The organism is Xenorhabdus thailandensis, from assembly GCF_037996785.1.
Lineage (GTDB): Bacteria > Pseudomonadota > Gammaproteobacteria > Enterobacterales > Enterobacteriaceae > Xenorhabdus > Xenorhabdus griffiniae.
The window spans coordinates 338,791-361,439 of record NZ_JBBMXF010000012.1; the positions used below are offsets into that span (position 1 = coordinate 338,791).

A 22,649-nucleotide genomic window follows, 5' to 3' on the forward strand; every position below is an offset into this window, starting at 1 on the left:
ATATTTTTTAATCGTTTGATACAAAGGTATTCTGTATATAAGGAGACCTTTGTATGACTTTACCTGTCAGTTATTCTAAAAATAGGTTGTTAAAGCGCTTTTCTGCATTAGGGCCGTATGTACGTGAATTAAAGTGCCAAAATGGTTATTTTTTCTTTGACTGTTTAGCTGTTTGTGTCAGTGCCAAAGTAGCGCCAGAAAAACGTGAATTTTGGGGATGGTGGTTAGAGCTAGAAGAGCAGGATCAAGGTTTTGTTTATAACTATCAGATAGGCTTATTCGATAAACAGGGTGAGTGGCGTATTATGAAGATCAAAAAAAAAGCCGATCTTGAGTACCTTGAATCAATGCTACAGGCATTTCACAAACGTCTGGTTGATTCTTGTGAAACGCTCAAACTCACATTGATCCCATCTGAAAACACCGTCACCCTGCAGACGCAATTGATAGCGTAATTTGTTTTTAACCTGCTTTTGCTAAATTTTGCGTTATGTCAGTTGGCATAACGCCTCTCTCCTGTTAAAACTGAGCACTGTTTTTTCAAATTAACTGTAATGGCAGAAATATGATGAATGGCAGCCAAACATTGGTTGTGAAACTGGGGACGAGTGTATTGACCGGTGGCTCTCGTCGTTTGAATCGTGCCCATATTGTGGAACTGGTTCGTCAATGTGCTAAACAGCATGAAAAAGGTCACCGCATTATCATTGTGACTTCTGGTGCGATTGCCGCTGGACGTGAACATTTAGGATATCCTGATCTTCCAGCAACTATTGCTTCAAAACAATTGCTGGCAGCTATTGGGCAAAGTCGCCTGATCCAATTGTGGGAACAGCTTTTCTCTATTTATGGTATTCACGTCGGGCAAATGCTCTTGACCCGTGCAGATTTGGAAGATCGTGAGCGCTTCTTAAACGCAAGGGATACCCTTCAGGCTTTGCTTGATAATCACATCGTTCCCATTATTAATGAAAATGATGCTGTTGCGACAGCAGAGATTAAAGTGGGTGACAATGATAACCTTTCTGCACTGGCTGCTATTTTGGGGAGTGCAGATAAGCTGTTGCTTCTGACAGATATAGCAGGGCTTTATACCGCAGATCCTCGTAGTAACCCTGATGCAACCTTGATCCCTGAAGTGTATGACATTAGTGATGAACTGAAAATGATGGCAGGGGACAGCGTTTCGGGGTTAGGCACGGGGGGAATGGCAACAAAACTTCAGGCGGCAGGTGTAGCTGGACGTGCTGGCATTGATGTCATTATTGCCGCGGGTAATAGGCCGGATGTGATTGCTGATGTAATCTCAGGGAAATCGGTTGGAACACGTTTTCATGGCCTGGCTAGCCCAATGGAAAACCGTAAACGTTGGATTTTTGGGGCACCTCCGGCAGGGGAAATTATTGTCGATCATGGTGCAGAAGCGGCGATTATAGGGAAAGGTAGTTCGTTGCTACCAAAAGGGATCAAAAACGTTAAAGGTGATTTTTCCCGCGGTGAAGTCATTTGTATCCGTAGCTTATCGGGTAAAGATTTGGCCCATGGCGTGTGCCGTTACAATAGTGATGCACTACGCCTGATAGCTGGCCATCATTCACAGCAAATTAGCCAGATATTGGGTTATGAATATGGCGCTGTTGCGGTTCACCGTGACGATTTGATTGTAATTTAATGAATTGATCGTGAGTTAAGGACTTCACCATGATAGAGCAGATGGGAAAAGCAGCCAAAGCCGCATCGTGGCAATTGGCGCAATTGAGTACCAGTCAGAAAAACCAAGCGTTGAATCACATTGCTGATTTGTTGGAGACGGAGATTGAAATGATTCTTGCTGCTAACCAGCAAGATATGAAGCAAGCTCGTGAACAGGGGATGAGCGAAGCACTACTCGACCGGTTATTACTGACACCTGAGCGGCTGAATGCCATTGCCAATGATGTGCGCCAAGTCTGCCGTTTGGCTGATCCTGTCGGGCAAGTTATTGACGGGCAATTATTGGATAATGGATTGCAATTGAGCCGTCGCCGAGTTCCGTTGGGCGTGATTGGCGTGATATATGAAGCCCGGCCCAATGTCACTATTGATGTGGCATCGTTATGTCTGAAAACCGGTAATGCAGTGATATTGCGTGGGGGTAAAGAGACTCACCACACTAATCAAACGATGGTTAAGGTTATCCAGCAGGCATTGGAACAAAGTGGATTGCTGGCGGCCGCGGTTCAGGCTATCAATAAACCTGATCGTGAGTTGGTGGCTGAATTGCTGAAAATGGATCGTTATGTCGATATGCTGATCCCAAGAGGCGGTGCGGGGTTACATAAATTGTGCCGGGAACAATCGACAATCCCTGTAATTACTGGCGGTATTGGTGTTTGTCATACATTTGTGGATGAAACCATCAATATCGAAAAAGCGTTGGAAATCATTACTAATGCGAAAGTCCAGCGTCCAAGCGCTTGTAATTCACTGGAAACATTATTGGTGCATGAAAAAATAGCAGCCGATTTCTTGCCAGTTTTGAGTATCAGAATGAAGGAGCAGGGCGTGACATTACACGCCAGCAAATCAGCGATGACATTGCTGAAAGATGGCCCTGCAACTGTCGTTGAAGTGGCAGAGGAAGATTACTGTGATGAATGGTTATCTTTAGATATGAATGTGGATATTGTCAGCGATATCGATCTGGCTATTGAGCATATTCGTACTTATGGTACAGCCCATTCCGATGCGATATTGACGGAATCTTTGCAACAGGCTGAGTACTTTGTGCGCCATGTGGATTCAGCTGCGGTATATGTGAATGCCAGCACGCGTTTTACTGATGGTGGACAATTTGGTTTGGGAGCGGAAGTGGCTGTCAGTACCCAGAAATTACACTCCCGTGGCCCAATGGGGCTTGATGCACTGACAACATATAAGTGGATTGGTTATGGTGATTATTTACCGCGGAGTTGACCATCTCTTATTTTGATTAGACTTTATTGAACTATGTTGGGTCACACTTAATTCTAAGTGTGACTTTTTGAACCATTAAAAATGCTTTTTTACATAGTGTAATCGTTTGGTTTCTAAACGTTATGTTTAGGTTTAATTTTATAGACTCTTCGGGGAAACAATGAAATGAAAAAAACGCTATTCATCGTAGGTGCACGGGGTGCAGGAAAGACAACAATAGGTAAGTTACTGTCTGATGCGCTGTCGTATAAATTTATTGACACCGATGAAAGTATTCAGACCATGAATAAAATGACGATAGCCGATCTTGTTGAACAATATGGCTGGGAACATTTTAGAAAATTAGAAAGCCAAACGTTGAAAACGGTTAGCCAGAATGAACATGTCATTTCAACAGGTGGCGGAATGGTGTTGTCGCTTGAGAATCGCCAATATATGCAACACAATGGTATTGTTATTTATTTACAGGCAACGGCAAGCGTTTTGAGTAATCGATTATCTCTCAATCCAGAAAATACGCAACGTCCTAGTCTAACAGGGAAATCTATCATAGAAGAAATGGAAGGAATATTGGTTGAAAGAGAGCCATTATACCAGGAGTGTGCCCATTTTATTGTCGATGCCAATCTTGCAACAGAAGAGATCGTATCTCACATTAAGTCTTACATTCTAAACCAGAAAAATAAATTAATTTGATGGATAAAGGCATTTAAGTGTATTTTTTAGGGAAGCCTTATATAACAAATTGCCCGTATAACTTATAGTATCACCCTATTTACTCACTTTAATTTTATTAATTATATTTGAGATATGGACATGCTCTTAAATTTTATTCGGTTACTTGTTCGTGTACTCTTTAGGATTACAATCGAAGGTGATACCAAACAGTTACAACAATACCCTAAATGCATTATTACTCCCAACCATATTTCGTTTCTGGATGGTCTGTTAATTGGGTTATTCCTGCCAATAAAGCCTGTATTTGCTATTTATTCTAATATTGCAACCCGCAGTTTTTTCAAATTTATCAAGCCTTATGCAGATATTGTACCTTTAGATCCTACTAACTCAATGGCAGTTAGGACATTGGTTAAAGAAGTGGACAAAGGGCGTCCGATTGTGATTTTTCCTGAAGGAAGGATCACTGTAACAGGCTCCCTTATGAAAATTTATGATGGTGCCGCTTTTATTGCCGCAAAATCAGGTGCGAAAGTAATACCAATCCGAATTGATGGTGCAGAGCAAACGGTTTTTGGTCGGTTAAAAGGAATTATGAAATTGCATTGGTTCCCGAAAATCACTCTCAAGATTTTACCTGCCATTGACCTGCCAATGCCTGATGCACCCGATTCAGCAACATGTCGTCGTTTGGTAGGAGAACACCTCCATGCCATTATGATGGAAGTGAGAATGCAGACGCGCCCAAAGGAGACGTTATTCAATGCTTACCTTACTGCGCAAAAACGTTTTGGCCGTTTTAAGCCCTGTATTGAAGATGTGAACTTTAAAGAAGATAGCTATCATTCATTACTGAAAAAAATATTGAGTATCAGTCGGAGCTTAGAACACTTTACACAAGAAGGTGAGCGAATTGGTTTGTTGTTTCCAAATGCAACTGTGATGGCAGCTGCCGTATATGGTGCTTCGTTAAAAGGACGGGTGCCAGCCCTTTTGAATTATATGGCAGGAAGCCGTGGCATTAAACTTGCTATGCAAGCGGCATCCATTAAAACTATTGTAACCTCCCGCCAATTCCTGGAAAACGAGCAGTTAGCCCATCTACCAGAACAAGTAACCGAAGCTAATTGGGTATATCTCGAAGATTTAAAGGGCATGCTCACGCCGGAAGATAAGTTTTGGATATTGTGGTATTTGATTTTCCCTTCCAAAGCTATTTTGGCTGCGCAAAAACCGGATGATGATGCATTGATCCTGTTTACGTCAGGCTCAGAAGGTGTACCCAAAGGTGTTGTTCATAGTCATACCAGTTTGTTGGCAAACGTTGAGCAGATAAAAACAATCGCTGATTTTACTCCACTAGATCGTTTTATGTCTTCTTTACCTCTATTCCATGCTTTTGGTCTAACAATGGGTCTATTTACTCCATTAATGACAGGTAGTCGGGTATTCCTTTATCCAAACCCTTTGCACTATCGTGTTGTGCCTGAATTGGTCTATGATCAAAATTGTACTGTGTTGTTCGCAACGTCAACTTTCTTGGGGAATTATGCTCGTTTTGCCCACCCTTATGATTTTGCCCGTCTGCGTTATGTCGTGGCTGGGGGTGAGAAACTGTCAGAAAACACGAAGCGAATTTGGCAAGATAAATTTGGTATCCGTATCTTAGAAGGTTATGGGATAACGGAATGTACATCGATAGTCGCAATCAACGTACCGATGGCGGCAAAAGCAGGAACAGTTGGGCGGATTTTACCAGGTATGGAAGCGCGCTTGCTGCCTATACAGGGTATTGAGAGAGGGGGGCGGTTACAGCTACGCGGGCCAAATGTTATGAAAGGATATCTGCGGGTTGAAGCGCCTGATCGTTTAGAGCTACCCGCTGCGAAAGACTCAGAAGGAAATAATCAAATTGGTTGGTATGATACCGGAGATATTGTTTCTATTGATGAAGAGGGTTTCTGTACGATCAAAGGACGTGTGAAACGATTTGCCAAACTTGCAGGGGAAATGGTTTCTCTCGACGCGGTAGAACAAATCGCTTCTCATGTTTCTACTGATGGGCTACATGCGGCTATAACCAGAAGTGATCGAAGCAAAGGTGAAGCACTGGTATTGTTCACTACAGATGCGAATCTAAATAGAAACAGAATGCTAGGAGTGGCACGTGAAATGGGTATGCCTGAATTGTCGGTTCCACGAGATATTCGTTATGTGAAGCAATTTCCTTTGCTCGGTAGTGGTAAACCGGATTTTGTCATCCTAAGAGAAATGGCCGAACAAGAGTAAGGAAATGGATGTCACAGTGGAAAGACAATCGTTACTCACTCTCTTTTGGCAATTACGGGCTATGGATTTGGGATCTACTTCGGAAAAATTAATTTCTTATAGAATTGAAGGCCTGTTATGGATGAAAAATTCCTGAATCAGCTTAGTATTGAACTTGGCAAGAGATTAATACGTAAAAAATTATCCGTGACCTGTGCAGAATCTTGCACAGGGGGGTGGATAGCTAAAGTGATTACAGATATCGCGGGAAGTTCAGCCTATTTCAATCGTGGTTTCGTGACTTATAGTAATGATGCTAAACATGAAATGCTGGGCGTCTTGCCAGAGTCATTGGCGCAGTTTGGTGCGGTCAGTGAGCAGGTCGTAAGAGAGATGGCGACAGGAGCATTGGCTGTTGCTAAGGCAGATATTTCTGTTGCAGTCAGCGGTATTGCTGGGCCAGAAGGGGGCAGTGAGGAAAAACCAACCGGCACAGTTTGGTTTGGGTTTGCTTTTTACGTTAACAAAAACATTCAGACTGTAGTATATCGCCAGCATTTTTCGGGTGATCGTAATGCAGTGCGTCTACAAGCCGTCATTTTTTCTTTAAAAACCTTATTGGATGAAGTCATAAAAAATTAGCTTGATGCTGTATGATTATACAGTATAATCATACAGCACTTTGGTATCAGAAACAGTTTATCAGCAGTGAGGCAGCCCCTTCATTGCTTGCGAAGGAGTAAATATGGCTAACGATGAAAACAAACAAAAAGCACTAGCAGCAGCGCTGGGCCAAATTGAGAAACAGTTTGGTAAAGGCTCCATCATGCGTTTGGGTGAAAACCGCTCAATGGATGTGGAAACTATTTCTACTGGCTCCCTGTCACTGGATATTGCATTGGGTGCGGGTGGTTTGCCGATGGGCCGTATTGTTGAAATCTATGGGCCAGAATCTTCTGGTAAGACAACGCTGACACTGCAAGTCATTGCCGCTGCCCAGCGCGAAGGCAGAACTTGTGCTTTTATTGATGCCGAACATGCTCTTGACCCAGTTTATGCGAAAAAACTGGGTGTAGATATTGATAACCTGTTATGTTCTCAGCCTGATACTGGCGAACAGGCATTGGAAATTTGTGATGCTTTATCACGTTCTGGTGCTGTTGATGTGATTATTGTTGACTCTGTTGCAGCGTTAACACCAAAAGCAGAAATTGAAGGCGAAATCGGCGATTCTCATATGGGGCTGGCTGCACGTATGATGAGCCAAGCGATGCGTAAGTTAGCGGGGAATTTGAAAAATTCGAATACTCTGTTGATTTTTATCAACCAGATCCGCATGAAAATTGGTGTGATGTTTGGTAACCCCGAAACGACCACAGGTGGTAATGCGCTGAAGTTCTACGCATCTGTCCGTTTGGATATTCGCCGTACTGGTTCGGTGAAAAATGGCGACGAAGTGGTTGGTAGCGAAACACGTGTGAAAGTGGTCAAGAACAAGGTTGCTGCGCCATTTAAACAGGCCGAATTCCAAATTCTCTATGGTGAAGGCATTAATACTTTTGGCGAGTTGGTCGATCTGGGTGTTAAACACAAAATGGTAGAAAAAGCAGGTGCATGGTATAGCTACAATGGTGAAAAAATTGGACAAGGTAAAGCCAATGCCACTATGTATCTGAAAGAGCATCCAGAAATTGCATCCGAATTGGATAAGAAACTGCGCGATTTACTGTTGAATAATACAGGTGAGTTCAATAGTGCAGCTACGGATTACGTGACAGATTATGAAGACAACGGCGAAGAAGTGAATCCCGAAGAGTTTTAATTACTCATTTGCCTTCCAATTCAGTCATAATATAGAGCTAATTTGGCTTTTAAAAAACCACATCCATATCGGGTGTGGTTTTTATTTTTATACCTGTTTCTCTGGAGGAAATAAACATCCTTGAAATAGGCGTATTGAAACAGGTGTAACGAACAGGCTTTCAGAAAATCTTTAGACGAATTACAATGCTCGATGGCGAATGGATTTATATGGGATTTTACTTCTTATGGAAGACATTCTATCTTAACCCCACTTTAATTTATTCGTGAGTTGAAATGGTGACGCGATATACCACCTCAACCATTCATAGATCTGTTTTTTCAGCTTGATTTCGGGACAATTATGAGCAAAAGCACCGCTGAGATCCGTCAAGCGTTTCTTGACTTTTTTCATACTAAAGGGCACCAGATAGTGCCAAGCAGCTCGTTGGTGCCAACCAATGATCCAACATTGTTGTTCACCAACGCAGGGATGAACCAGTTTAAAGATGTCTTTTTAGGATTGGATAATAGACCTTATTCTAGAGCAACAACGGCTCAGCGCTGTGTTCGTGCTGGTGGTAAACATAACGATCTAGAAAATGTGGGTTATACAGCTCGTCACCACACTTTCTTCGAAATGTTGGGCAACTTCAGTTTTGGCGATTATTTTAAACAAGATGCAATTAAATACGCATGGGAGTTACTGACCAGCGAAAAGTGGTTTAACCTGCCAAAAGAAAAACTGTGGGTTACTGTCTATGAGACAGACGATGAAGCTTATGACATTTGGCATAAAGAAGTCGGTGTTCCAGCAGAAAGAATCATTCGTATAGGTGATAACAAAGGTGCTCCATATGCGTCAGATAATTTCTGGCAAATGGGGGATACTGGCCCATGTGGTCCTTGTACGGAAATTTTCTACGACCACGGTGAACATATTTGGGGAGGTCCTCCAGGCAGCCCAGAAGAAGACGGTGACAGATATATTGAAATTTGGAACATCGTTTTCATGCAATTCAACCGTCATGCCGATGGTACTATGGAGCCGTTGCCAAAACCTTCCGTTGATACCGGCATGGGGTTGGAGCGTATCACCGCCGTCTTGCAACATGTCAACTCAAACTACGAGATTGATCTATTCCAGAGTTTAATTGCTTCGGTTGCAGAAGTGACAGGAGCGACAGATCTTGCCAATAAATCTCTGCGTGTTGTTGCAGACCATATCCGTGCATGTGCGTTCCTGATTTGCGATGGGGTTATTCCATCCAATGAAAACCGCGGCTATGTGCTTCGTCGTATCATTCGCCGTGCTGTTCGTCATGGTAACATGTTGGGGGCAAGAGAAGCCTTTTTCTACAAGCTCGTTGCACCATTGATTAAATTCATGGGAGCAGCCGGTGAAGAGCTGAAACAGCAGCAGACTTTGGTTGAGCAGGTATTAAAAACCGAAGAAGAACAGTTTGCCCGTACTTTGGAACGTGGTTTGCAGTTGCTGGATGAAGAGCTGGCTAAATTATCTGGTGATACGCTCGACGGTGAAACCGTTTTCCGCTTGTATGATACCTATGGTTTCCCTGTTGATCTGACTGCAGATGTTTGTCGTGAACGTAATATCAAAGTTGATGAAACTGGTTTTGATACAGCAATGGAGAACCAGCGTCGTCGTGCTCGTGAATCCAGTGGTTTTGGTGCAGATTACAATGAGCTTATCAAGGTTGATGGACGCAGTGATTTTTGCGGTTATGAACATAATTCACAGCAATCTTCTGTTATCGCTATTTTCCGCAATGGCCAAGCTGTTGAGCAAATTCATGCCGGTGAAGAAGCGCTCGTTATACTTGATAAGACCGCTTTTTACGCTGAGTCTGGTGGACAGGTCGGTGATACGGGTAAATTGTCGAACGATACTGGTGTATTCGACGTCGTCGATACACAAAAATATGCTCAGGCAATTGGCCACATTGGTAAATTGAAAAGTGGTAGTTTAAGCGTTAATCATACAGTTAATGCTGAAATTGATGTGGTACGCAGAGACGCTATTCGTTTGAATCACTCAGCGACCCACTTATTACATGCAGCATTACGTCAAATTTTGGGAGAACACGTTGCCCAAAAAGGCTCTTTGGTAAATGATAAGTATCTGCGTTTTGACTTCTCTCATTTTGAAGCCATGAAGCCAGAACAGATCCGTCAAGTCGAAAATTTGGTGAATGAAGAAATTCGCAAAAATTCACCAATTGTTACAGAATTAATGGAGTTGGAAGAAGCAAAAGCCAAAGGTGCTATGGCATTGTTTGGTGAAAAGTATGAAGAAAAGGTGCGTGTGCTTAGCATGGGCGGTTTTTCTACCGAACTATGTGGTGGTACTCATGCGAGTCGCACCGGTGATATAGGGGTGTTCCGTATATCCAGTGAATCAGGTACAGCAGCCGGTATTCGCCGTATTGAAGCTATTACGGGGCAAACTGCGTTAAATTCTATCCATCAACAGGCTGATTTACTGCAAGATATTGCTCATCTGGTGAAAGCTGATATCAGTAGCCTAAATGAGAAAGTGAAAACGGCACTGGACAGAGCGAAACAATTGGAAAAAGAGTTGCAACAGTTGAAATCTCAGCAAGTAGCTCAGGAAAGTTCCTCTTTGGCGAGTCAAGCCAAAGAAATCCAAGGTGTTCGTCTACTGGTGACACAATTAGGTGATATAGAACCAAAAATGCTCAGAACAATGGTTGATGATTTAAAAAATCAGTTAGGATCAGCAATTATTGTGCTTTCTACGGTGACTGGTGATAAAGTCAGTCTAACTGTTGGTATAACGAAGGATTTGACTGCTAAAATAAAAGCAGGCGATTTAATCTCTTTTGTTGCCCAACAGGTTGGAGGTAAAGGAGGAGGACGTCCTGATTTGGCTCAGGCTGGCGGGACTGATATCGCAGCTCTTCCTTCCGCGTTAGCTAGTGTAGAAGAGTGGGTAACATTGCGGTTATAGTTGGTATTGCTGTGACAGCAGCGGCACTATGAAAGCGTTTTTTTATAGTGCCGGATGTTTTTTGTTGTGAAATTGTTGAAATGTTGGGCACATACTTATATTTTAGCTATCCTATAGATATAGGAAATGTGTTCAAAACTGCTTATACTTTAAGTAGATATCATTGCTTTACGTTTTCACGGTGTTTGATGGATAATAGCGGGGAAACCTAGAGACCCGACTCTTTTAAATTTTCAAGGAGCAAAGAATGCTTATTCTGACTCGTCGAGTTGGTGAAACGCTCATGATAGGCGATGAGGTAACAGTCACAGTACTGGGAGTTAAAGGCAACCAAGTTCGCATTGGTGTAAATGCACCCAAGGAAGTTTCTGTTCACCGTGAAGAGATTTATCAACGGATTCAGGCAGAGAAATCTCAGCCTACAACTTTTTAATTCAAGAATGGCGTCCACGCTTTTTTTAAGACATGGGCGCTACTTTACTTCCTTTTCTCCGTCTCTTTCCACTTTTCTGTTTTGTAACTTTACTCTGTTCATCCTTTTTCAATACCTTGATTCTATTCTCTCATGTTTTTTTATTTTCTATCTGTTGAAAAAGCCTCATTCATAAGGTCATAGAGATGAATAATCATTTTCGTAATTTTTGACAGTTATTAGATAATTTCACTGCTGATAAAACAGTCTGTTAGATGTTAAACCCAGCATTTTGCGTGTTAAATATTCAAACGGAAAAAAGTTGCGAAAAATTGTTTGACTTATCAGACAGGGAAAGTAATATGTGCGCCATCGCAGCGACGAAGAGCTTGAAGAAAAGCTTCTGAGTGAATACCGGAAGTAAAAATTCTAAGTCGCAGGTTTTAAAAATGGTGAGGTGGCCGAGAGGCTGAAGGCGCTCCCCTGCTAAGGGAGTATGTGGTTAAGAGCTGCATCGAGGGTTCGAATCCCTCCCTCACCGCCATTTAATATGCATCCATAGCTCAGCTGGATAGAGTACTCGGCTACGAACCGAGCGGTCGGAGGTTCGAATCCTCCTGGATGCACCATTTAAATACCGCGATTTTTTAGGTATCTCAATTCTAGTCAGGCAATCATTAGCGCCTGAGCAGAAATAGAAAACCGACAATGCATCCATAGCTCAGCTGGATAGAGTACTCGGCTACGAACCGAGCGGTCGGAGGTTCGAATCCTCCTGGATGCACCATTTAAATACCGCGATTTTTTAGGTATCTCAATTCTAGTCAGGCAATCATTAGCGCCTGAGCAGAAATAGAAAACCGACAATGCATCCATAGCTCAGCTGGATAGAGTACTCGGCTACGAACCGAGCGGTCGGAGGTTCGAATCCTCCTGGATGCACCATTTTAGATATCCGAATTTTTTGGTATCCCAATTATATCTAGTCAGGTAATCAATAGCACCTGGACAGAAATAGAAAATCGACAATGCATCCATAGCTCAGCTGGATAGAGTACTCGGCTACGAACCGAGCGGTCGGAGGTTCGAATCCTCCTGGATGCACCAGATTAAAACCCCTGCCTTAATAAAGGCAGGGGTTTTCTTTTTTTATTTCTATTTGAATATAACATTCGTTTCATTAATCCTGTTTATTATTTGGTCTGTGGTGTGTTGTCACCCTTATGTAATCAGCGACAACTTGGCTTGTTTCAGATAAAGTAACCTCTTAGTAATAATCTTTTAAATTCCACGGGAGGACAAATTGATCCCGGACGTATCAAAAGCATTGTCATGGTTAGAGTCAAACCCTACTGTATTAAATGGTATTTGTCGTGGCATTGAACGTGAAACATTGCGTGTTACTCCAGACGGTCATTTAGCTAAGTCAGAGCATCCAAAATCACTTGGTGCTTCTTTAACGCATAAATGGATTACAACTGATTTTGCTGAATCTTTATTGGAGTTTATTACCCCTGTTGATAGCAATTTAGATAGAACCATTGCTTTCCTTAAAGATTTGCATATCTATACCGCCCGGAATCTGAGCAATGAAAAGATGTGGCCTTTAAGTATGCCATGTTTTATCGAGGAAGAAGAAAATATCACTTTGGCTCAATATGGTACATCTAACTTGGGCCGCTTTAAGACCTTGTACCGTGAAGGATTAAAGAGCCGTTATGGCGCACTAATGCAAACAATTTCTGGTGTGCATTATAATTTTTCTCTACCAATGAGTTTTTGGCAGGCATGGTTAGGTATTAAAGATGCTGAAACAGGAAAAGATCTGATTTCAGATGGTTACCTGCGTTTGATCCGTAATTATTACCGCTTTGGCTGGGTAATCCCTTATTTATTTGGTGCATCACCGGCAATTTGTTCTTCGTTCTTACGTGGACGAAATACAGCATTATCTTTTGAAAAAACAGAGGTAGGGACTTGTTATCTGCCTTATGCGACTTCGTTGAGGATGAGTGATCTGGGGTATACCAACAAATCGCAAAGTGATCTGAATATTACTTTTAATAATCTTCATACTTATGTAGAAGGTCTCAAGAAAGCAATTCATAAGCCATCTAAAGAATTTGCGGCAATCGGTATCAAAAAAGGAGATAAATATTTACAGCTCAACACTAATGTTCTTCAAATTGAAAATGAGCTGTATGCGCCGATACGTCCAAAACGAGTTACGAAAGAAGAAGAATCACCTTCAGACGCTTTATTGAGAGGTGGTATAGAATATATTGAAGTGCGTTCTTTAGATATTAATCCTTTTTCCTCTATTGGCGTTGATGAGACGCAAATTCGTTTTCTTGACTTATTTTTGATATGGTGTGCTTTGGCTGATGCTCCTGAAATGGGAAATGAGGAGCTTGCATGTTGTCGTGGAAACTGGAATAAAATTATCTTAGAAGGACGCAAGCCAGGGTTGTCTATTAACCTTGGTTATGGAATTGAGCAACAGCCATTTAAGATCGTAGGACAGGAATTATTCAGGGATTTAGAGCGAGTTGCTGAAGTCTTGGATGCCTGTTCAGGAACCCAATATCAATCAGTTTGTAAAGAATTGGTTAATATGTTTGAAGATCCATCGCTAACGTTTTCAGCACGAGTCCTGAACAAGATGAAATCTCAGGGGATAGTTGGATTTGGGTTAGAACTGGCAGAGCAGTATCATAGTGAATTGGTTGAAGAACATTATTCAATTTTGGATGATGAAAATTTTTCCATTGAGCGTGAAGCTTCTGTATCACGTCAGCATAGCCTTGAACAGCAAGATAGTATGAGTTTTGAAGAGTATTTAAAACTTCATGCGGGGTATTAAAAAAAGAAAATGGCCACCGATGGTGGCCAAATAAAATATCTTAGAGAATAGGATGATAACAATTTTGCGCGTCTTCCTATATTATGACTAGCTACAAATGAAAAGGTTTCATCCATCTTAAAAAAATCTTCGTAAAAAATCTGATACCTTAGGAGGTAATATTATGCCTTTATTAGATAGTTTTACAGTTGACCATACCCGTATGGCGGCACCTGCTGTTAGAGTTGCAAAGACAATGAAAACTCCCCATGGAGATACTATTACAGTATTTGATTTACGTTTTTGTGTTCCTAATAATGCAGTGATGCCAGAACGAGGTATTCACACACTTGAACATTTGTTTGCGGGTTTTATGCGCAATCATTTGAATGGTGATGGTGTTGAAATCATTGATATCTCTCCAATGGGATGTCGTACTGGTTTTTATATGAGCTTGATCGGTGTTCCAGAAGAATTGAGAGTAGCTGATGCTTGGAAAGCTGCAATGGAAGACGTGCTAAAAGTTCAAGATCAGAGCCAGATCCCAGAATTGAACATTTATCAGTGCGGTACATATGAAATGCACTCATTGAAAGAAGCTCAAGATATTGCTCAGCGTATTCTTGATTCTGGTGTTCGTGTCAATTATAACGATGAATTGGCATTGCCTGAAGAAAAACTAGTGGAGCTTCAGGTTTAGTTTGTTAGATATGGTATCTCAACAACGATGACATTTGGCTATGGAGTTTTCGGTTAAGCAGCCAAATTTGCTTTATGTTATTGAAGGGCTAGCTTATCTTACTAGCCCTATATTGATGGTTCTTTTTTTTCTAATTTACTTGAGAATCGACATATAGAAAAATGGAATATGATGTATTGATTTATAATAATAGGGAAGTTTCTTTATTGCATTAAATCATGGTATGAGCCTTATGAATTTAACAATCTGATAGTTAATAGAAATCATTAGAAGATAAAATTAAAAAGGTGGTTTTTAATTAAATAAAAAAATACATACTCAGTTTTACTGTCTGTTAAAAATAGGTAAAGCTGAATATTGGCTTAAGTGTATATGTCGATTAAATTATCCACTGAATTTTATATCGTGGTTTATCGGTGTTACACGAACTTGCTTGATAACATTGTCCTGTACCGCAAGAACTTCAAAATTATATTCATTGATCTGCACTTGAGTGTTTAATTCAGGAATTTCGCCGAGTTCTTCCAAAATCATTCCATTCATTGTCCTTGGACCATCTTCGGGAAGCGCCCAACAGAAAGCTTTATTTAATTCACGGATATTGGTTGTACCACCAACCAGAACGGAGCCGTCACTTTGCGGAAGAACCTCTTCTGCCAGAGTTGGAGACATGGATGTAGTAAAATCACCGACGATTTCTTCTAAAATATCCTCGACAGTTACTAATCCTTGAATATCGCCATATTCATCAACGATTAACCCCGCCTTTTGCTTGTTATGTTGGAAATTAATAAGTTGGATATTTAGTGGTGTGCTAACAGGGATGAAATAGATTTTATCTGCGGCTTTGAGTAAGTTTCTTTTTGTGAATTCTTTTTTTTCCATCATCAGTCGATAGGCCTCACGCACTCGGAGCATACCGATAGCATCATCAAGGGAATTTCGATATAACACAATACGTCCATGTGGAGAGTGTGTCAGTTGCCTGATAATGGATTTCCAATCATTGTTAATATCAATACCGACAATTTCATTACGTGGGATCATAATGTCACCAACGGTGACTTTCTCAAGATCTAATATTGAGAGCAGCATATCTTGATTACGGCGTGATAGATTGGCGTTTGATTCATTCACAATTGTGCGCAGCTCGTCTTTACTGACGGCATCACTGCGGATATTAGAGGTTTTGATACCCAAACAGCGCATAAGTAGCAAACTGATTTTATTAAATGACCAAACAAGGGGTAGCATAATTTTTTCGAGTGGGCGTAACAGGAAGCTACTTGGGAATGCAACTCTTTCAGGGTAAAGCGCTGCGATGGTCTTTGGCATCACTTCAGAAAAAACAAGAATAATGAATGTGAGTACACCTGTTGCAATAGCAACACCGGCATCACCATAGAGACGCATACCAACGATAGTAGCAAGAGAGGACGCTAAGATATTGACGAGATTATTACCGATAAGTATCAGGCTAATGAGTCTGTCTGGATGGCGCAACAAAGATTCTACCCTGCGTGCGGGATTGTTCCCCTGTTTAGCCAAATGGCGTAAGCGATATCTGTTGATTGTCATCATGCTAGTTTCTGAGGCAGAGAAATAAGCCGAAACAATAACCATGACAATAAGAATTATAATCAATGTACTTGTTGAAACGTTCTCCAAAACAGAGTTCCTTCCTAATAATTATACAAATTGGCGATGATAATTAACTCATTAATAAATCATCATTTCCTGCAATAACCTGCTACCGAAAAAAGCCAGCGTTAAAATAAATGCGCCAATTAAGTTGAACCAAATAACACGCTTTCCGCGCCACCCTTCATGATAATGTCCCCAAAGCAAAATAACGTAAATAAACCATGCAATGATAGATAAAACAGATTTATGAATATTTTCTTTACTAAAAATATCATCCATGTACATGATGCCAGTACATAGTGTTAATGTTAGTAAAATTACACCAACTTGGATGATGTGAAACATTTTGCGCTCAATTGTCATCAATGGAGGAATGCCAGAGGTGAATGTGAGTTTTTTCTTTTTAAGTTGATGATCCAACCAACCAAGTTGCAATGCGTAAAGTGCTGCGATGAGTAAAGTAGCATAGCCGAGTAATGCCAGCCCAATATGAATAAATAATTCGACACTGCCTTCAAGATGCGTAATAAATTCTCCCGGCATCATGCTAGCTAGTATCAAATTTATCATGGCAAAGCTGTAAACAATAGGTAGTAAAAACCATGCTCGTCCACGGAAAGCGACGACTGTCATGATGATGCACATAAGCAAGCTGACAATTGAGCCTAAATTCAATAACGTGAGATTTTGTCCACTGCTGACATGAAAAACTTGGTATTTCAATGCAATTGCGTGAGTGACTAACGCTACAATTGCAAAAGAAAGTGCCAGCTTTTGATAACTGTTTTGTTGGCGCAATAAACCGGGCACGATGAGTGTCAGGTTTATGAGATAGGCAAGTAAAGCAATAATTGAAAATATCAGCATAACGTTTATCGTTTTCGCAATTAAATCCATTGGGTATGGATTGAACCTGAAATTTAAGTATACCGCTAGCAAGAGTAGCCTCCAACCGTTGTTAATCATACTTGGGAATCTCTTTGCAGAGATCACATAAGCATCGTGCTATAATTTGCGAAATTTGCCTTACAGGTAGACCCACTTGTAGATATCTGAGCTGAGACAATGTTTGATAATTTAACTGACAGACTATCGCGCACATTGCGCAATATCAGTGGTCGTGGACGGCTGACTGAAGATAATATTAAAGATACGCTGCGCGAAGTTCGTATGGCTTTGCTCGAAGCGGATGTTGCATTGCCTGTTGTGCGTGATTTTATTGCACGCGTTAAAGAGAGCGCTGTGGGGCATGAGGTTAACAAAAGTCTGACTCCAGGCCAGGAATTCGTCAAAATCGTTCAGAATGAATTGGTTAAGGCGATGGGAGAGGTTAACAGTGAATTGAACCTTTCCGCACAACCTCCCGCGGTGGTTCTTATGGCTGGTTTGCAAGGTGCAGGTAAAACGACCAGCGTTGCTAAATTAGGTAAGTTGCTGAAAGAGAAAAACAAGAAAAAAACCTTGGTTGTTTCTGCTGACGTATACCGACCAGCGGCAATCAAACAGCTTGAAACTCTGTCTGAAACGGTTGGAATTGACTTTTTCCCTTCCGAACCACAGGAAAAACCCGTTGATATTGTCAATAAAGCAATCCAACATGCTAAGCTGAAATTCTATGATGTGCTATTAGTCGATACAGCAGGCCGTTTGCATGTTGATGAAGCTATGATGGATGAAATCAAAGCGGTTCATGCGGCTATTAATCCTGTTGAAACCTTGTTTGTTGTTGATGCAATGACAGGTCAAGATGCGGCAAATACAGCAAAAGCATTCAATGAAGCATTGCCATTAACAGGGGTTATTCTGACCAAAGTAGATGGTGATGCGCGTGGCGGTGCTGCGCTTTCTATCCGCCATATCACGGGTAAACCCATCAAATTCCTCGGTGTTGGTGAAAAAACGGATGCATTAGAACCTTTCTATCCTGATCGCATTGCATCCCGTATTTTGGGCATGGGAGACATGCTTTCATTGATCGAAGAACTTGAAAGCAAAGTGGATCGTACCCAAGCGGAAAAATTGGCATCTAAACTGAAAAAAGGGGATGGTTTTGATTTAAGCGATTTTCTTGAACAGCTTAAACAGATGCGTAACATGGGCGGAATGGCTAGCATGTTGAGCAAAATGCCGGGAATATCACAGATCCCTGACGCTGTTAAATCTCAAATGGATGACAAGGTTCTGGTTAAAATGGAAGCCATCATTAATTCCATGACCCGCAAAGAGCGTGAAAAACCAGAAATCATCAAAGGTTCCCGTAAGCGCCGTATTGCGATGGGATCGGGTACACAGGTGCAGGATGTCAACCGATTGTTGAAACAGTTTGATGAAATGCAGCGTATGATGAAAAAAATGAAGAAAGGGGGGTTGGCAAAAATGATGCGAGGCATGAAAGGTATGCTACCACCGGGATTTATGGGGCGATAATCAACAAAGTTACGAAAGAAAATGTTCTTTGGATTGCTTTTTGCGCCAAAGTGAGTAAAATTTTCGGGCTTTTAAATGGACAGCCGGACGCCATTCCTCGATGGCGTCTGGTTGTTTTGCTAACTAATGAGGATGTTATGGTAACAATTCGTTTAGCTCGTGGCGGCGCAAAAAAGCGTCCGTTTTATCAAGTAGTCGTGACCGATAGCCGCAATGCGCGTGATGGTCGTTTTATTGAGCGTGTTGGTTTCTTCAACCCAATCGCTTCAGGAAAAGCAGAAGCTCTGCGTTTAGATCTGGACCGTATCGAACACTGGATTGGTCTGGGTGCATCTGTGTCTGATCGTGTTGCTACACTGATCAAAGACGCTAAGAAAGTAGCTTAATCTGTCGCGGTGGTAACAATGAGCAAACAATCTGGCCTGAAGCCCCCTGTTGAGCCAATTGTATTGGGGAAATTAGGGTCTTCATATGGCATTCGTGGTTGGCTCAGAGTTTTTTCTTCCACCGAACACACCGAAGACATTTTTGAATATCAACCGTGGTTTATTCAACGCTTAGGACAATGGCAACACATTGAACTAGAAGCATGGAAATACCATAACCAAGATATTATCATCAAAATCAAAGGTATTGATGATCGGGATGCGGCGAATTTATTCACTAACTGTGAAGTTGTAGTGGATTGTAGCCAATTACCAGAACTGGAAGAAGGTGATTATTACTGGAAAGACCTTATTGGCTGCCAAGTAATAAATACAGCTGGTTATAACCTTGGAATCATTCATGACATGATGGAAACGGGTTCTAACGATGTGATGGTGATAAAAGCAAACCTGAAAGATGCATTCGGTATCAAGGAGCGGCTGGTTCCGTTTCTTGATGGGCAGGTTATCAAGAAAGTCGATCTCGCTACCAAAACTATTGAGGTAGATTGGGATCCTGGTTTTTAATCTCCGGTAAAAACGGTTTAAATGAGTGGGACGCAGTATGTGGATTGGGGTTATTAGCCTGTTTCCTGAAATGTTCCGCGCAATAACCGATTACGGGGTAACTGGTCGGGCAGTAAAAAATGGCCTGTTGAGTCTCGAATGCTGGAATCCGCGGGATTTTACCCACGACCGGCATCGTACTGTTGATGATCGCCCTTATGGCGGTGGTCCAGGCATGCTGATGATGGTGCAACCATTACGGGAAGCCATTCATGCAGCTAAATCTTCGGCAGGTGATGGTGCAAAGGTGATTTATCTTTCACCTCAGGGACGCAAACTCGATCAACAGGGAGTTTGTGAACTGGCAGCAAATGAGAAATTAATTCTGGTTTGCGGGCGTTATGAAGGTATTGATGAGCGTATCATCCAAACCGAAATTGACGAAGAATGGTCTATCGGTGATTACGTTCTCAGTGGGGGAGAGCTTCCTGCAATGACGATGATTGACTCGATATCACGGTTTATTCCGGGAGTATTGGGGCGTCAAGCATCGGCAGAAGAAGACTCATTCGCTGATGGATTGTTGGATTGCCCACATTATACTCGCCCTGAAGTGTTAGATAGTATGGAAGTACCCCCAGTTTTGCTGTCGGGAAACCATGCGGAAATTAATCGCTGGCGAATGAAACAGTCGCTTGGCCGAACCTGGTTAAGAAGGCCCGAACTTCTAGAAAACCTAGCTCTGACTGACGAGCAAAGGATGTTGCTATCTGAATTCCAACGGGAATATCGAGATCAGGCAACGAATTAATCCAGACATATTCCGTTGAAGGGATGTCTTTGATATATCAGTTTACCTAGGGTAAGAGAGTTATTATGAGCAACATTATTAAACAACTTGAACAAGAGCAGATGAAGCAAGACGTACCTTCATTCCGTCCGGGTGATACCGTGGAAGTTAAGGTATGGGTCGTTGAAGGTTCTAAAAAGCGTCTGCAGGCATTCGAGGGCGTGGTTATTGCGATTCGTAACCGCGGTCTGCACTCTGCATTCACTGTTCGTAAGATTTCTAACGGCGAAGGCGTTGAGCGTGTATTCCAGACTCACTCCCCAGTCGTAGACAGCATTACTGTTAAACGCCGTGGTGCTGTTCGTAGAGCTAAACTGTACTACCTGCGTGAGCGTTCTGGTAAGGCGGCTCGTATTAAAGAGCGTTTGAACGCAAAATAATACGCTTTTGCTACATCCGAAAGTTATTAAAGGCCAGCATATATGCTGGCCTTTTTACATTCTAAATTTCAAAGATTCCGTCTACCTGTCCAATTTCATTTCTGCATAATATATATAACTATTTGATTATTATGGTAAATATTAGTGTTATCATATTTATCCTTACTATATGTTTGAGAGAAAAATAAAAATGGGTAATACAGGCTTTTGTATCGGTTTGATTTATATCTTCACTTCCAGGCTGCTAATCGTAGCTTTAGATCTCTGGGTATAGCTATCGTTTATAGATATTGTTTTATAGTTTCATATAAACATTAATATTATTGTTTTATTTAAATAAAAATAAGATTGAGATGTTGTTTTTATTGATTTATTTATAAGAATATTTTTTTGTAACAAATGATACATAAGTTTTAGATAGATTATTTTTATGTGATTGTGAAATTTAATTTACAATGGGTTAATTTTAAGAATTATTTATATATTTTTACATGAAAATAAAATTCAATGGTTTTTTTGACTGTTCATACTATAAATAGTCTCTGTATTTTTGTAAAAAAATATTTACGTTTTGTGGAATTAATTTACGATTTTGGATTGTATTCTTTACGGCTCATGGTATGTTATTCATCAGACACTTAGATAAACATTAAACAGATAAGGCAGGTAGAAATGATCATGCAAAAAGACGCCCTGAATAACGTTCATATCCTTGGTGAACAAGTCCTCATTACACCGGAGGAGTTGAAACAGAAATATCCGTTGAATAGCCATGATCGACATGCCATCACAAACGCGCGTAATACTATCGCTGACATTATTCAGCATCGTGATCCTCGTTTATTAGTGGTATGTGGTCCATGTTCAATTCATGATGTGGATGCAGCCCTAGACTATGCCCGTCGTTTGAAAGTGCTTTCTGCTGAATTGAGTGATTGTCTGTATATTGTTATGCGTGTCTATTTTGAAAAGCCTCGTACAACCGTTGGTTGGAAAGGGTTAATTAGTGATCCTTATATGGATGGTTCATTTGATATGGATGCGGGGCTGCATATTGCCCGTCGTCTGTTGTTGAACTTGGTCGAAATGGGATTGCCATTGGCTAATGAGGCACTTGATCCCAATAATCCCCAATACTTAGGGGATCTATTTAGCTGGTCAGCAATTGGTGCAAGAACAACGGAATCTCAAACTCATCGTGAAATGGCATCAGGATTGTCTGTACCCGTCGGATTTAAAAATGGCACGGATGGTAGTTTGAATACAGCAATTAATGCCATGAAAGCAGCAGCAATGCCTCATCGCTTTATGGGGATAAATCAGTCAGGTCAAGTTTGTTTGCTACAAACTCAAGGTAATCCGAATGGACATGTGATATTGCGTGGTGGTGCAGTGCCGAATTACAGCGAAGAACACGTTGCTGATTGTGAACGTCAGATGATTAAGGCAGGGTTGATACCATCGCTGATGATTGATTGTAGTCACGGTAATTCCAGTAAAGATTTTCGTCGCCAGAGTATCGTTGTGGATTCTGTTGCTGAACAAATTATATCCGGAAATCAATCCATCACTGGGATTATGTTGGAAAGCCATATTCATGAGGGAAATCAATCCTCTGAACAACCTCGTTCTGAAATGAAGTATGGTATTTCGGTGACAGACGCCTGCATTAGCTGGCAGACTACGGAGCAAATATTGAAAAAACTGCACCAACAAATCGCTCCACATTTAGCTAATCGAAACATAATGATGGAAAAAGCAGGATAATC

At 41.3% G+C, this 22,649-nt stretch carries 19 protein-coding genes and 5 tRNA genes; 22 read left to right on the forward strand and 2 right to left on the reverse strand.

Annotated features, from left to right (window positions below; translation table 11 throughout):
- The first annotated feature begins 53 nt into the window (after positions 1-53).
- The 16 genes from crl (at position 54) to luxS (ending at position 14,647) form a co-directional block, all read left to right on the forward strand.
- A complete protein-coding gene (gene crl, locus AAC853_RS11835) occupies positions 54-455 on the forward strand; it encodes a sigma factor-binding protein Crl (RefSeq protein WP_340614684.1) in 402 nt (133 codons plus the stop codon).
- 113 nt (positions 456-568) lie between these two features.
- Positions 569-1,672 (forward strand): glutamate 5-kinase, encoded by a 1,104-nt coding sequence (gene proB / locus AAC853_RS11840; protein WP_479715119.1) that lies wholly within the window; start codon positions 569-571, stop codon positions 1,670-1,672.
- Between the two features lie 29 nt (positions 1,673-1,701).
- Positions 1,702-2,955 (forward strand): glutamate-5-semialdehyde dehydrogenase, encoded by a 1,254-nt coding sequence (proA, locus tag AAC853_RS11845; protein ID WP_340614686.1) that lies wholly within the window; start codon positions 1,702-1,704, stop codon positions 2,953-2,955.
- Between the two features lie 165 nt (positions 2,956-3,120).
- A complete protein-coding gene (aroL, locus tag AAC853_RS11850) occupies positions 3,121-3,651 on the forward strand; it encodes a shikimate kinase AroL (RefSeq protein ID WP_273558942.1) in 531 nt (176 codons plus the stop codon).
- Between the two features lie 120 nt (positions 3,652-3,771).
- Positions 3,772-5,922 (forward strand): bifunctional acyl-ACP--phospholipid O-acyltransferase/long-chain-fatty-acid--ACP ligase, encoded by a 2,151-nt coding sequence (gene aas, locus AAC853_RS11855; protein ID WP_340614687.1) that lies wholly within the window; start codon positions 3,772-3,774, stop codon positions 5,920-5,922.
- Between the two features lie 117 nt (positions 5,923-6,039).
- Positions 6,040-6,543: a nicotinamide-nucleotide amidase gene (pncC, locus tag AAC853_RS11860; protein WP_338882987.1), complete on the forward strand. Its 504-nt coding sequence runs from the start codon at positions 6,040-6,042 to the stop codon at positions 6,541-6,543.
- Between the two features lie 103 nt (positions 6,544-6,646).
- Positions 6,647-7,723: a recombinase RecA gene (recA, locus tag AAC853_RS11865; RefSeq protein ID WP_338882986.1), complete on the forward strand. Its 1,077-nt coding sequence runs from the start codon at positions 6,647-6,649 to the stop codon at positions 7,721-7,723.
- Between the two features lie 342 nt (positions 7,724-8,065).
- Positions 8,066-10,693: an alanine--tRNA ligase gene (gene alaS, locus AAC853_RS11870; RefSeq protein WP_340614688.1), complete on the forward strand. Its 2,628-nt coding sequence runs from the start codon at positions 8,066-8,068 to the stop codon at positions 10,691-10,693.
- Positions 10,694-10,940: 247 nt separating this feature from the next.
- A complete protein-coding gene (gene csrA / locus AAC853_RS11875) occupies positions 10,941-11,126 on the forward strand; it encodes a carbon storage regulator CsrA (RefSeq protein WP_010845367.1) in 186 nt (61 codons plus the stop codon).
- Positions 11,127-11,556: 430 nt separating this feature from the next.
- Positions 11,557-11,649, forward strand: a tRNA-Ser gene (locus AAC853_RS11880).
- Positions 11,650-11,657: 8 nt separating this feature from the next.
- Positions 11,658-11,734: transfer RNA gene (locus AAC853_RS11885), tRNA-Arg, on the forward strand.
- Between the two features lie 81 nt (positions 11,735-11,815).
- A tRNA-Arg gene (locus AAC853_RS11890) sits at positions 11,816-11,892 on the forward strand.
- A gap of 81 nt (positions 11,893-11,973) precedes the next feature.
- Positions 11,974-12,050, forward strand: a tRNA-Arg gene (locus AAC853_RS11895).
- Between the two features lie 85 nt (positions 12,051-12,135).
- Positions 12,136-12,212, forward strand: a tRNA-Arg gene (locus AAC853_RS11900).
- A gap of 196 nt (positions 12,213-12,408) precedes the next feature.
- Positions 12,409-13,968 carry a glutamate--cysteine ligase gene (gene gshA, locus AAC853_RS11905; RefSeq protein ID WP_340614689.1) on the forward strand — a complete coding sequence of 520 codons (1,560 nt, stop codon included), beginning with the start codon at positions 12,409-12,411 and terminating at the stop codon, positions 13,966-13,968.
- Positions 13,969-14,131: 163 nt separating this feature from the next.
- Positions 14,132-14,647, forward strand: coding sequence for an S-ribosylhomocysteine lyase (luxS, locus tag AAC853_RS11910; protein WP_338882982.1), 516 nt, complete (start codon positions 14,132-14,134; stop codon positions 14,645-14,647).
- A gap of 384 nt (positions 14,648-15,031) precedes the next feature.
- On the opposite strand, the gene AAC853_RS11915 is transcribed toward luxS, so the two are convergent.
- Together AAC853_RS11915 and AAC853_RS11920 are read right to left on the reverse strand one after the other, a co-directional pair.
- On the reverse strand, positions 15,032-16,315 hold the full coding sequence (locus tag AAC853_RS11915) for an HlyC/CorC family transporter (RefSeq protein WP_338882981.1): 1,284 nt from the start codon (positions 16,313-16,315) through the stop codon (positions 15,032-15,034).
- 51 nt (positions 16,316-16,366) lie between these two features.
- Entirely contained in the window at positions 16,367-17,158 is a 792-nt protein-coding gene (locus AAC853_RS11920) for a cytochrome C assembly family protein (RefSeq protein WP_338882979.1), read from the reverse strand.
- A gap of 198 nt (positions 17,159-17,356) precedes the next feature.
- Here AAC853_RS11920 and ffh point away from each other — a divergent pair, with 198 nt between their 5' ends.
- The 6 genes from ffh to AAC853_RS11950 all read left to right on the forward strand — a co-directional run bounded on the left by ffh (position 17,357) and on the right by AAC853_RS11950 (position 22,647).
- Complete coding sequence (gene ffh, locus AAC853_RS11925) at positions 17,357-18,718, forward strand: signal recognition particle protein (protein WP_340614690.1); 1,362 nt, start codon at positions 17,357-17,359, stop codon at positions 18,716-18,718.
- A gap of 137 nt (positions 18,719-18,855) precedes the next feature.
- The gene (rpsP, locus tag AAC853_RS11930; protein ID WP_338885604.1) at positions 18,856-19,104 is read left to right on the forward strand and encodes a 30S ribosomal protein S16; all 249 of its coding nucleotides are present in this window, start codon (positions 18,856-18,858) and stop codon (positions 19,102-19,104) included.
- An 18-nt stretch (positions 19,105-19,122) separates the two neighbouring features.
- Positions 19,123-19,671, forward strand: coding sequence for a ribosome maturation factor RimM (gene rimM, locus AAC853_RS11935; RefSeq protein ID WP_338882977.1), 549 nt, complete (start codon positions 19,123-19,125; stop codon positions 19,669-19,671).
- A 37-nt stretch (positions 19,672-19,708) separates the two neighbouring features.
- Positions 19,709-20,461 (forward strand): tRNA (guanosine(37)-N1)-methyltransferase TrmD, encoded by a 753-nt coding sequence (trmD, locus tag AAC853_RS11940; protein ID WP_338882976.1) that lies wholly within the window; start codon positions 19,709-19,711, stop codon positions 20,459-20,461.
- 65 nt (positions 20,462-20,526) lie between these two features.
- A complete protein-coding gene (rplS, locus tag AAC853_RS11945) occupies positions 20,527-20,880 on the forward strand; it encodes a 50S ribosomal protein L19 (RefSeq protein ID WP_338882974.1) in 354 nt (117 codons plus the stop codon).
- A 672-nt stretch (positions 20,881-21,552) separates the two neighbouring features.
- Entirely contained in the window at positions 21,553-22,647 is a 1,095-nt protein-coding gene (locus AAC853_RS11950) for a 3-deoxy-7-phosphoheptulonate synthase (RefSeq protein WP_338882973.1), read from the forward strand.
- The last annotated feature ends 2 nt before the right edge of the window (positions 22,648-22,649 follow it).